11 protein-coding genes are annotated in these 11,502 nt (G+C 36.3%); 1 reads left to right on the top strand and 10 read right to left on the bottom strand.

The window, feature by feature from the left end; all coding sequences use genetic code 11:
- Nucleotides 1-132 precede the first annotated feature (132 nt).
- The 10 genes from BLW28_RS11475 to BLW28_RS11430 all read right to left on the bottom strand — a co-directional run bounded on the left by BLW28_RS11475 (nt 133) and on the right by BLW28_RS11430 (nt 10,668).
- The gene (locus BLW28_RS11475) at nt 133-939 is read right to left on the bottom strand and encodes a hypothetical protein (RefSeq protein ID WP_073219482.1); all 807 of its coding nucleotides are present in this window, start codon (nt 937-939) and stop codon (nt 133-135) included.
- Nucleotides 940-1,114: 175 nt separating this feature from the next.
- Entirely contained in the window at nt 1,115-2,560 is a 1,446-nt protein-coding gene (locus BLW28_RS11470; protein WP_073219480.1) for a dicarboxylate/amino acid:cation symporter, read from the bottom strand.
- 80 nt (nt 2,561-2,640) lie between these two features.
- Complete coding sequence (gene aroC / locus BLW28_RS11465; protein WP_073219477.1) at nt 2,641-3,711, bottom strand: chorismate synthase; 1,071 nt, start codon at nt 3,709-3,711, stop codon at nt 2,641-2,643.
- Nucleotides 3,712-3,934: 223 nt separating this feature from the next.
- On the bottom strand, nt 3,935-4,333 hold the full coding sequence (locus BLW28_RS11460; RefSeq protein ID WP_073219474.1) for a GlcG/HbpS family heme-binding protein: 399 nt from the start codon (nt 4,331-4,333) through the stop codon (nt 3,935-3,937).
- Between the two features lie 131 nt (nt 4,334-4,464).
- The gene (locus BLW28_RS11455) at nt 4,465-5,301 is read right to left on the bottom strand and encodes a helix-turn-helix domain-containing protein (RefSeq protein WP_073219472.1); all 837 of its coding nucleotides are present in this window, start codon (nt 5,299-5,301) and stop codon (nt 4,465-4,467) included.
- A 9-nt stretch (nt 5,302-5,310) separates the two neighbouring features.
- Nucleotides 5,311-5,697, bottom strand: coding sequence for a VOC family protein (locus BLW28_RS11450; RefSeq protein WP_073219469.1), 387 nt, complete (start codon nt 5,695-5,697; stop codon nt 5,311-5,313).
- A gap of 243 nt (nt 5,698-5,940) precedes the next feature.
- The gene (locus BLW28_RS11445) at nt 5,941-6,444 is read right to left on the bottom strand and encodes a GNAT family N-acetyltransferase (protein WP_073219466.1); all 504 of its coding nucleotides are present in this window, start codon (nt 6,442-6,444) and stop codon (nt 5,941-5,943) included.
- Nucleotides 6,441-6,731, bottom strand: a complete 291-nt coding sequence (locus BLW28_RS11440; protein ID WP_073219463.1) for a type II toxin-antitoxin system TacA family antitoxin — start codon at nt 6,729-6,731, stop codon at nt 6,441-6,443. The genes BLW28_RS11445 and BLW28_RS11440 overlap by 4 nt, the downstream gene beginning before the upstream one ends.
- Nucleotides 6,732-7,072: 341 nt before the next feature.
- Nucleotides 7,073-7,450 (bottom strand): hypothetical protein, encoded by a 378-nt coding sequence (locus BLW28_RS11435; RefSeq protein ID WP_143036872.1) that lies wholly within the window; start codon nt 7,448-7,450, stop codon nt 7,073-7,075.
- 287 nt (nt 7,451-7,737) lie between these two features.
- On the bottom strand, nt 7,738-10,668 hold the full coding sequence (locus BLW28_RS11430; RefSeq protein ID WP_073219457.1) for an FAD-binding and (Fe-S)-binding domain-containing protein: 2,931 nt from the start codon (nt 10,666-10,668) through the stop codon (nt 7,738-7,740).
- A gap of 143 nt (nt 10,669-10,811) precedes the next feature.
- Between BLW28_RS11430 and BLW28_RS11425 the strand changes: the two genes are divergently transcribed.
- Nucleotides 10,812-11,309, top strand: a complete 498-nt coding sequence (locus tag BLW28_RS11425; protein ID WP_073219454.1) for a hypothetical protein — start codon at nt 10,812-10,814, stop codon at nt 11,307-11,309.
- Nucleotides 11,310-11,502: the final 193 nt, after the last annotated feature.

Raw genomic sequence — 11,502 nt, 5'->3', positions numbered from 1 at the left:
TGGCTATCGCTAATAATGAATCTGAGGACATCGAAAATCTTTATTTCAAAGTTCCCTCAATTTTAGTTACTCCACAACTTTTTGTGTTGAGCCGTAGAAATCTAGATTCTTACTTTTTTATGAGACTTACCACTAATTAGCAACAAGCGCAAAATTATCAAAGCCGGCATAATCAGCCTGTCCATTTTGCTTGACTCGTATCTTTAAAGCAACCAAAGTTGTTCCTCCAGGCACTGACTCAGATATTGATCCCGAAAGCGATAAGTCTGTTATACCTTCAATTAAAGTAACTTCTGTTTGGTCTACTCCGTCTATGACTACCGTATAATAAGCGTTATCACCATTATCAAATTCAAAAAAGTCATAATCAAAAGAAATAGTCACCCCTCCTGTTGCGGCCGAAACATCTATGGTGTTGAATGTAATTGTAGCGTAACCTATAGTACCGTTGCCATCTTCGGTGTCATCTAAATCCAAAACACCTAAAAAATCATTGGTTAAGGTTGTAATATTGCTAAAGCCACCATTTGAAGAATTCGTAACACCATAAAATCCTTTATTCCCATTATCAAAAAAAGCCACATCTGAGCTATATCCCCAAGTAGTGTTCATATCGAAGTTTTGAAACAAGTTTGTAAAACCTATGGTGTTTACACAATGAATACTTTCCCAACCAGAACCATTATAAACCTGTAAACATCCTATGCTTTCGACATAAACAATTAATCCTTCGTCTGTGGCTACAGTATTTATACCATCCCGGGCTGCAACATCGGGTACTCGAGGAGGCATAATTCCTTTGTAGGCCCCTGCTCCATCGGTTTGACTACTCACCTCCAACATCGCTGCAGGTGAAGGTGTGGTTGTGCCAATTCCTACCTGGGCATTTAAATTTAGGGTGAGTACAATTCCTAAAATGAATAAAAACAGAAATTTCATAAAGATGCGTTTAAGTTAAAAAATAGTAGAAAACACGAATAAATAATATTCAATAGTGGGGAGAGTTTTCTAAAATACTACATTTTTCTTAAAACACAAAAATATTTAGCATAAAATAAATCCTCAAGCTTCTCAATAACAAATACATGGTGCTACAAAAGCATTGAGAACAGTACTATGAGTCTAGATCAAAAGTTTCGGAAGGATCGTCCTTTGGGTCATAATTTAGCATGCCTTCCCCGTCTGCAATAATAGTACAAACTGTAGCATCGCCTGTAACATTTACAACGGTTCGGAACATATCTAAAATTCTATCTACAGGGAAGATAATTGCAATCCACGCAGGATTTAAACCAATCGATTCTAAAACAATTATTAGCATTACCAAGCCAGCACTAGGTACCGCTGCGGAGCCGATAGACGCTAATGTAGCCGTAAGTACAATTGTAAGTTGTTGCCCCAACGTAAGGTCTATCATGTGTAATTGTGCTAAAAACACTACTGCAATGGCTTGATAGAGGCAGGTTCCATCCATGTTTACCGTTGCTCCGATTGGTAACACAAAACTGGTTATTTTTTTATCGACTCCTAAGTTTTCTTCAACGCATTCCATTGTTACAGGAAGGGTAGCCGCACTACTCGACGTTGAAAAGGCTAGTGTTTGTGCTGGTGCCATGGCTTTAAAAAATCCGCGATATGGAATTTTTCTAACGATTAACTTTGTTAGCAATGGATACACTACAAATATCATCAGCATTAACCCTAAAAATACAGTAAGCGAATACCAACTTAGACCTTTAAAAATTTCGTATACTTTTCCTATATCGTTTCCTGCCATTTTACTTACAACGCCAGCCAACAAAGCAAAAACGAAGAATGGAGCTGCTTGCATAACCAAGTCTACCATTTTCAGAAAGACTTCCATGGCACTATCCATAAAGTCTGTTAGCGGCTTAGATTTTTCATTGGGGATTAAAAGCAAACACACGCCAAAAAATATTCCGAAGAAAATAATTTGAAGCATTAGTCCATTATCAGTAAGTGAAAAGAAAAAGTTTTCCGGAACAATGTCTACTAGGGGTTGTAAAGGCGTTGATTCTTTAGTTTTTTGAGCAGTTTCCATTTTTTCTGCGACTGCGGCATCTTTCAATTGTCCTTTCGAAAGATCTGTGATTTTTTGGGCACGTTCAAAAAATGTTGGGTCTTGAAGATAGTTAATACCATCTTTTATCACGCGACCTTCGGCATTGGCCCATATCTCGTAACTAATCCTGTTGTCTATTCGGCTTTGTTCATCAATAAGTTTTCCTGGTTTAATGACATTCACCAGTACTAAACCTAAAGTCACCGCAAAAAATGTAGTTAGTAGATACGCCAATAGTGTCTTCCCTCCCATTCTACCTAGACTCGATGGATCACCGATATTCGCCACACCACTTATAATAGAAACTAACACTAACGGAACCGCAATCAATTTTAGCAAATTGATGAAAATAGTTCCAAACGGTGCAATCCAGTCGATGGTAAACTCACTCCATCCCAATTTACTAGATAACAAGGCCCAAATAATACCTAAAATAAGACCGATGATTATTTTCCAGTGTAGCGCAAGTTTTTTCATAGTTAGGGGTTAGGTATTAAACGTGAAATGAGAGAAATTAGATTTGAGATTTTAGACTTGAGACTTATGTATTCAATTTATTAGTCATTCAGTTTATTAATTTTATTCAGCAACCAAAAATTTGCTAATACAAGAGCGGCCATAGCTTCAACAATTGGCACTGCACGAGGAACAACACACGGGTCGTGACGCCCTTTACCTTCTGCAATTACTTTATTCCCTTTAGTATCTATGGTTTCTTGATTTTGCATTAGCGTTGCAACGGGTTTAAAAGCTACTCTAAAATATATATCCATCCCATTACTTATTCCGCCTTGAATACCGCCACTTAGATTCGATTTGGTACTGCCATCTGGGTTAAACACATCGTTATGTTCGCTTCCTTTCATTTTCGCACCACAAAATCCGCTGCCATATTCAAAACCTTTAACAGCGTTAATTGAGAGCATCGCCTTACCGAGTTCGGCGTGAAGTTTATCAAACACAGGTTCGCCTAAACCAACGGGAACGTTTTGTAGCACACAAGTTATAGTACCGCCTACAGTGTCGCCATCTTTTCTAATTTTTTTAATAAGATTTTCCATTTTTGCGGCACTATCCATATCTGGGCAGCGCACACTATTACTTTCAGTTTTCGTAAAATCTAGGTCTTGGTACGGTTTATCGATAAAAATGTTACCAACTGAAGAAACAAAAGCATTGATTTTAATTTCTGAAAGCAGCTGTTTTGCAATGGCTCCAGCCACAACCCGGCAAGCGGTTTCTCGCGCCGATGAGCGGCCTCCACCACGATAATCACGAATTCCGTACTTTTTATCGTAGGTATAATCTGCGTGCGAAGGACGATAAATATTCTTTATATGGCTGTAGTCATTACTTTTTTGATTCGTGTTTTCTATAACAAATCCAATGGGAGTTCCTGTGGTTACGCCCTCGAATATTCCAGAAAGAAACTTAACATCATCCTCCTCCTTTCGTTGGGTTACGATTGCAGACTGCCCTGGTTTTCGACGTTGCATTTCGGTTTGAATGGCTTCAAAGTCTAACTTTAGGCCTGCCGGACAACCATCTATAATACCGCCAATGGCCGCGCCATGCGATTCGCCAAAGGAGGTAAGAGTAAAGACTTTTCCGAAGGAATTTCCCGCCATAGGTTGGTTTTCAACAAATGTAAACTTTCAGAAGGAAATATTCAAAAATCATTTTGGGAAATAGGATTTTAGGAAGTTAAGAACAAAAGAGTTGAATTAACAGAGTAAAAGAAGTTAAAGCGGCTTTTGAAAACTCACCGCTCCTATCCTTTACAAACTACTGAAAATAAAAAAGAGGATAACCCATTGTGGATTACCCTCTTTCCAAAGAAAATACAGTTTATTACAGAGATGTGGCTCCAGCTTCTGCAACAGCGTGGTCATTTTCTACTGAACTTCCGCTTACTCCAATAGCGCCAATGATTTCATCGTTATCATTTTTGATTGGAACTCCTCCAGGAAAAGTAATTAAACCTCCATTGGAATGCTCAATGTTGTACAAAGAACCTCCAGGTTGTGATAATTCACCTATTATTCCGGTGTTCATATCGAAATAACGTGCAGTTTTGGCTTTTTTAATAGCTATATCCAGTGAACCTAACCAAGCTCCGTCCATACGCACAAAAGCCACTAAGTTTGCACCTGCATCTACAATTGCGATGTTCATTTTTGTGTCTATTGCCGTAGCTTTTTGTTTTGCAGCTTTGATTGCATTTTCTGCTTGTGCTAATGTAATGTTCATGATTTCCTGTTTTAAGTGTTGTTATTATATGAAACAAATGTACACTACCTTTAAAGTCTAGTGCTTACTAAAACAGTTCAGGTGCTTATGAAAAAGGGTCAATCATTAAGGCTTCGGAAAATGAGAAACTATTAAGAAGTTTCACTTGGGCTAAACCCAAATTTGTTTTTAAAAGCAATGCTGAAATTTGAAAGATTGTTATAGCCAATTTCTAGGTAGACATCAGATGCTTTTAGATTTCCACCTTCTAATAGCTCTTTTGCTCTTTGCAGTCTTTTATTTTGAAACCACTTTCCGGGGCTAACATTATATTCGGCTATAAAATTGCGCTTAAAGGTTGATAGACTCATGTTGCATAAGAAAGCGATTTCCTCTAACTTTAAATTGGAATGTATTTTACTTTCAACCGTTTTTTTGAAGGCCGAACTCTCCAGAATAACTAAGGAATGTAAATATAGCTCAAACTTTCTTCCGTATTTCTGAATAAGATAAAGCAATAATTCTTCAAATTTCACAGAGAGTAAATTTTGCATAAAAACCGCTGGAGCATTGCCAATTGTACTTAATGAATTTAAATAGGAAGTAATATAGGAATCGTTTCGTATTATGAAATATGGATTTTCGTATGCTACTTCATCTTGATGTAGATTGTGCTTTTCTAAAAACGAACAAAGGCGCTTTTCTGAAAAAAAGAAGAGCTTACAATAATAAATAGCTTCGGTTTCCAGTAGTTCTGTCCATAGCCAATTTCCTTTTTTAAGAAGTAACGATTGGTTTTTGTTTACGGCAACTGATGTGCCAGCGAAATGAACTTGTTTTTTACCAACTTGCAAAAAACTAAACATATTCATCCCCAAATTCACTTTGCTTTTTACCACATCGTTTGTCATTTTGAAATCGTAGACAAATAAATCTGGAATTTCTTTATTATCGTCAAGGTAAATTTGAGGAATGTTTTCTATTGGCATACCTGCATCTTAGGATTGCGAATGTATTCCGAACATATTGCCTTCGGTATCCTGCGCAAGGACTATAGAGCCATATTCTCCGATAAATTGTTTTGACTGAATAATTTTTCCGCCTGCGGCTTCAATCCTAGCTTCTTCAATGCTGCAATCTTCGCTTCCAAAATAAATTAAGGTAGAATTGCCTCCAGCCTGAAAACCGTCCATTTTAACAAGTGCTCCAGCTGCACCTTCACCTTTTTCTTCCATAGGAAAGAATAACATTTGCATAGCTTCCTCAGATTCGGGCATTGGCATTTCGCTTAACTCCACTTTTAATACTGCTTCATAAAATTTTTTAGCTCTATTTAAGTCATCGACATAAATTTCGAACCATACTACGGGATTTTTAGCTTTCATATAATTTAGATTAGGTTATTGATTTGGTTTACGGTTTTTTGGGTATCTGACTAAGTACCTGTAAATTAAATGCTAAAACAGGCTGTTTTGGATAGGCACAATCCAGATTTTTAAATTTTAGTTTGTATCTTTTTTTAGAAATCGTCAAATTTAAAAATTTGGCGACTTCGTGAAAATGTCCGATCCTCCTTTAGCAACCATTCTCACTATATTCTACAAGATACGTTTATGCTCTCAAAACCTCTATTCAAACAATGTGCGAATCGTATTCATCGGCAGAAACATTTTACCACTATCTGGAAGTTTTATAAATCCAAATTTGTAATAAAACTTTTCGGCATCTTCATCTATTGGGTCAACTACAACTGCAAATGAACCGATGCTTTTTGAAATATCATAACTTCGTCGTAGCGCATCAACCAACAATAATTTTCCTACACCTTGTCTTTGAAATCTTTTATCAATTGCTAATCGCCCAAGTAGCGTAGTAGGAATTGATTTGTAAGAGTTTGGTAGTTTTTTTTGAAATTCTGCGGGAATTAATTCTTGCGCTATACTGTTGTTTGCTAAAGTATAATACCCTTTTAATAAATCAGTTTCATTATCATTTAAAACAAAACATACAGATAATTTCCTTTTAATATCTTGATTGGCTTGTCTTTGCAGATAATTATCCAACATATCTTTCCCACAAGAAAATTCATTTTTTCTATGTTTAGTGTTTAAACTTTCTGTGAGTTCTTTCATTCGGACAAATGAGCTTTATATTCATTTGCAGCATCAACAAGATTTTTATTTGCTTTTGATGAATTTGTGATTGCATCAAAGAATATTTCGCTATCTTTTTTTGAGGCAATGATTTGCTCATTTTCCGCAATGATTTCTTTAGCTTTTTCTTGTACTGCCAAAACAACAAAGTCGGTTAAACTTCTATAGCCACCAATTCTTGCAGCTCGTTCAAAAAACATTTTTTGTTCTTTAGAAAGGCGCGTATCAAATCTCGCTTTTTCCTGTTTTAATTCTTTCGTTGCCATAATTCTAATTTTTAACAAATGTACGGTATAATTACGTACGTATCAAGTTTTAATACCGTAAATTACAGTAATTATAGATCCTTGGTCTGGGCAACGTTTAGTACAAAAGAAGTAGGGCTGTAAATAAGCAGTTAACTTTCGGATTATCCACAAGCCAAATCTTTTGCATTTTGTTTTATATTATTCATCTAAAAGCCTACCGAAGGACTACAACTTCCAAAATATAAAATAAAAAAGAGTTGTAAATCAAAAGATTTGGCGGACTTAGTAAATATTCCTAAATTTTGGATTAAACACCAAAAACCCGTATTAATTATAGCCATTGTAACCCGTTTTTTATTTCAAAAATATACAAGACTTAAAAAAAATAAGACAATTACGCTCAATATAAATACGATACTAGATAATGTTTTTTTTCTTTTTTCACTTATAGTCCAATTTTCAAATTCCTTAAAATATTTTAAATATTGGTCATTTTTAAAGACTAAAAAGTAACAAATCAAATATGAAATAACACCAGATGAAATAAAAAAATATTTATTCCAAACTAATTCAGGAGATAATATTTTAATAGTTATAATTCCTAATCCAATAAAAGTCAGAGCAACAATTCCGATAAGCCAACCTCCGATAAACCATAGACCAAATCCATTTTTTTTATCAGTCCAAAATTCATCATACCATTCAGTCGGGTTTTCAATTCCTTCTTTTTCTTTCATTCGCCTTTTAACAGAAGGTATTTTAAAAAGTAATAACGCAGGATTGATTTTATTGAAAAGAGAGTGTGATTTGTTCTCAATTAAATAAAGGCTGAAATGCAAAATATTTAAACGTCTTTTCATTTAAATTCGGTCTCTCTTCAAATTGGTTGCCAACAAGTAAATATACAAAATCAAATTAAGCAGCAATTGAAACTGTCACAACTCTTCTCTCAATCTAAATATTAAAAAGAACAATGGCTGTCAAGAGCCGTTTAGCAAAGCGGTCGTGTTTCCAACCTTCCGCACTAGAGTAGTGCATTTTTAAGAACCGTAACAGGATGCAAAGCTTTGCGGTCTGTTCCGTCCAAAATTTGGTGACGGCAGCTTGTCCCATTTGCAGCAATAATAATGTCTTCAGCAGATTTACGAACTGCGGGAAAGAGCTTCAACTCCCCTATTTGCATACTTATTTCGTAATGTTCCTTTTCGAAACCAAAACTCCCAGCCATGCCGCAACATCCGGAAGGAATGATTGTGGGTTTGTAATTTTTGGGAAGGTTTAAAATATCAAAAGTAACTTTTTGATTGCTGAGTGATTTCTGATGACAGTGAGAATGGATTTTAATATTTTTTTCTTCGGAAGTGAATTGTGCGGAAGTTATATTTCCCTTTTCAATTTCTTTTGCCAAGAACTCCTCAATCAAAAACGTGTGCTTTGAAATGTTTTCAGCGGAAGGTTTATCGTCTGCCAACCTCAAATATTCGTCACGAAAGGAAAGAATGGCGGAAGGTTCAATGCCCACGAGAGGAACATTTTCGGAAACTTTATTTTTTAAAAATGAAATATTTTTGTTTACCTCGACTTTTGCTTCTTTTAAAAAACCTTTCGAAATCATTGCACGACCGCTGTCCAATGTGTCTATTACAGTAACGTTATATCCCAAATGCGAAAGAAGCAAATAGCTATCTTCGGCGATTTCGGCATCCAAATAATTACTGAATTCATCTACGAACAGTAATACACTGCCTTTGGTTTTACCTTTATAGCTATTTTTTCCAAGAAAATTCATCTCTTTGCCACGGAAAAGACTCTGGAAACTCTCGCTCGAAATTTTAGGCAAAGAACGCTTTTGATGCACGCCGCCAATATTTCTAATAATCCTTGATGTTATTGAATTAGAGTAAACCCAGTTCGATAATTTCGGAAAAATGGAAGCCAACTTGTTTATTTTGGTACTTTTCGCAAAGAGTTTATCTGAAAAACTAACGCCATGCGCTTTGTGGTATTGATATAAAAACTCAGCTTTTGCCATACTTATGTCCACATTACTAGGACACTCACTAGAACAAGCTTTACAACTAATACATAAATCCATTACTTGCTTCAGCTCTTCAGAATCGAACTTGTTAAGGGCTTCATTGTTGGTTAAAACCTCGCGAAGTATATTGGCTCTGGCGCGCGTAGTATCTTTTTCGTTTTTGGTTGCTTGATAACTCGGACACATGGCTCCTGCGGCATCGGCACTTTTTCGGCAATCGCCACTGCCGTTACAGTTTTCGGCAAGACGGAGGATTCCTTGATAATCTTCAAAATCCATCAAGGTTTTTATTTGTGGCTCTTTCCTATCAGCTACATATCGCAACGCCTCATCCATTTTAAAAGAATCGACTATTTTCCCAGGATTGAAGATGTTTTGTGGATCGAATGCTAATTTAATGCGCTTTAATAGTTCATAATTTTTTTCGCCAATCATTAACGAAATAAATTCCGATCTAACAATTCCATCCCCGTGTTCGCCACTAAAAGAACCTTTGTACTTTTTGCAAAGTTTGGCAACATCGGTCGTTATTTTTCTGAAGTATGCTACACCTTCTTTTTCCTTTAGATTGAGGATTGGACGTAAATGAAGCTCTCCTGCACCAGCGTGTGCGTAGTACACTGCCTGTTGGTTATACTTTTTCATCAAAGCAGTAAACTCTGAAATATAATTGGGCAAGTCCTCCAAAGCCACTGCCGTGTCTTCAATACAGGCAACAGCTTTTTTATCGCCGACCATATTTCCTAAAAGTCCCAAACCTGCCTTGCGTAATTCTAAAGCCATTTCAATTTCTTCGCCTCGTAAAACGGGATTGTGATAGCTTAATTTTGAAACTTCTAACGAAACTAATAATGACGCAATTTGATTTTGCAAGTCTGTTTCCGAATCACTCTTTAACTCTAACAACAAAATCGCCTTTGGACTGTCCTTTACAAAAAAACGGTACGGCTCATAGGTCTTACTCTTTTGGGTACAGTCCAGAATCACGTTGTCCATCATTTCACAAGTGTGTAACTTGTGTTTCATTGCGACTCCCACATCGTTTAAACAAGCTTCGAGGGTTTTATAATGTGTTGCAACCATTGCGGTATATTGCGGCGGTAAAGGATCTAATTGCAAGGTAATTTCGGTTGTAAAAGCCAATGTGCCTTCGCTTCCGCAGAGGAGTTTACAAAGATTGATTTCTTCTGTAAAGTCTCCAAAAACCGAAGTGTTTAACAAGGCATCAACCGCATAGCCTGTATTTCTACGATGAATTTCGAGTTTTGGGAATTCATTTTTAATTTCTTCTTGTACTTTGGGTGAAATCAATTCGTCGTAAATTGATTTATATATAGCACCCTCCAAAGAATTGAGATTCATTTTACGGAAAAACCCTGCTTTAGACAATTTTTCAAACACAACTTCTTCTCCATCCGAAAGTATTGTTTTCAGCTTTAAAACTTTATCACGCGTTACGCCATACTGAATTGAAGTTGTACCACTACTATTATTCCCAACCATGCCGCCAATCATACAGCGATTGCTAGTTGAAGTATTCGGACCGAAAAAGAGGTTATAGGGTTTTAAGAATGCATTGAGCTCATCGCGAACAACACCAGGCTGTACCGTTACTGTTTTCGCTTCTTTATCTACCGAAAGTATATTTGTGAAGTATTTGGAAACATCTACTACAATTCCATTACCAACACATTGCCCCGCCAGTGAAGTTCCGGCAGTTCTAGGAATTAAGGATGAATTAATTGTTTCTGCAAATGAAATTAACTGAATAATTCCCCTTGCATTTTTTGGGTAGGCAACTGCCAAAGGAATACGTCTATAGACCGAAGCATCGGTTGCATACAAAGAAGTATGAAGCGAATCGATGTGAAATTCGCCATTGAATATTTTTTTGAAGTCGTTAAGTCGCTTTTCCATTATAGAATGGCAAAGTTAGATATTACTTAACACAAATTTGCAAAATCTAAGGAAAGGATTAGGAAAGGATTAGCAAGGCGTTAACTAAGGCGAGCTCTTATTACATCTAGCTTTGTATACTATTATAACTAAAACAAAAAATTATGAAAAAGTACATTTTTTTAATTCTTATAGCCGTAGCCTTTGGATTTGAGGGAAGTGCACAAGAAATCGCTAAAAACGCTATTGGAGTGCGATTAGGAGACAATGACGGGTTTGGTCCCGAGGTTAATTATCAAAGAGGAATTGGCGACAACAACCGTTTAGAGTTTGGTCTAGCTTGGCACAATTATAGACATCATGACGGTTTTAAATTAACAGGTATTTATCAATGGGTTTGGAATATTGATGGCGGTTTTAATTGGTATGCCGGTCCTGGAGCTGGGCTTGGTATTGTAAATTATGATAGGTATTATTACGATGATGATTATGATGACAAGCGAGACTCGGACTTTTACGGTTTTGTAACAGGTACGGTAGGAATCGAGTATAGCTTTGATTTTCCGCTATTACTTTCTATTGATGCACGGCCACAATTTAATTTAGGATATAATGATGATCTAGGGATTGATGTGGGATTAAGTGCCCGTTATCAATTTTAGGATTCTAGATATATTTTATACAGTAAAAATGCCCGGCTCGATTCGGGTATTTTTACTTTTTGTGTAGCTTAAGTTGTTTTTTCGATTTATATCTCTAAAAGAATTTAGCTAAAGCCAACAGCTTTTATCTACTTTTATCTACTTAACCCCGAGCAAAAACGCGAGATTATTCGGAAAGACGTTGATTAATCAC

Source organism: Aequorivita viscosa (genome assembly GCF_900106795.1).
In the GTDB taxonomy this organism is placed as follows: Bacteria; Bacteroidota; Bacteroidia; order Flavobacteriales; family Flavobacteriaceae; genus Aequorivita; species Aequorivita viscosa.
The sequence above is the reverse complement of the archived record's forward strand: the minus strand, read 5'-3'. Positions and strand labels throughout refer to the sequence as shown.

What these genes read in the sequence shown, in the direction of transcription:
- BLW28_RS11475 (WP_073219482.1), bottom strand. Translation starts at nt 939, where the DNA reads ATGAAATTTCTGTTTTTATTCATTTTAGGAATTGTACTCACCCTAAAT.
- BLW28_RS11470 (WP_073219480.1), bottom strand. Translation starts at nt 2,560, where the DNA reads ATGAAAAAACTTGCGCTACACTGGAAAATAATCATCGGTCTTATTTTA.
- aroC (WP_073219477.1), bottom strand. Translation starts at nt 3,711, where the DNA reads ATGGCGGGAAATTCCTTCGGAAAAGTCTTTACTCTTACCTCCTTTGGC.
- BLW28_RS11460 (WP_073219474.1), bottom strand. Translation starts at nt 4,333, where the DNA reads ATGAACATTACATTAGCACAAGCAGAAAATGCAATCAAAGCTGCAAAA.
- BLW28_RS11455 (WP_073219472.1), bottom strand. Translation starts at nt 5,301, where the DNA reads ATGCCAATAGAAAACATTCCTCAAATTTACCTTGACGATAATAAAGAA.
- BLW28_RS11450 (WP_073219469.1), bottom strand. Translation starts at nt 5,697, where the DNA reads ATGAAAGCTAAAAATCCCGTAGTATGGTTCGAAATTTATGTCGATGAC.
- BLW28_RS11445 (WP_073219466.1), bottom strand. Translation starts at nt 6,444, where the DNA reads ATGAAAGAACTCACAGAAAGTTTAAACACTAAACATAGAAAAAATGAA.
- BLW28_RS11440 (WP_073219463.1), bottom strand. Translation starts at nt 6,731, where the DNA reads ATGGCAACGAAAGAATTAAAACAGGAAAAAGCGAGATTTGATACGCGC.
- BLW28_RS11435 (WP_143036872.1), bottom strand. Translation starts at nt 7,450, where the DNA reads ATGAAAGAAAAAGAAGGAATTGAAAACCCGACTGAATGGTATGATGAA.
- BLW28_RS11430 (WP_073219457.1), bottom strand. Translation starts at nt 10,668, where the DNA reads ATGGAAAAGCGACTTAACGACTTCAAAAAAATATTCAATGGCGAATTT.
- BLW28_RS11425 (WP_073219454.1), top strand. Translation starts at nt 10,812, where the DNA reads ATGAAAAAGTACATTTTTTTAATTCTTATAGCCGTAGCCTTTGGATTT.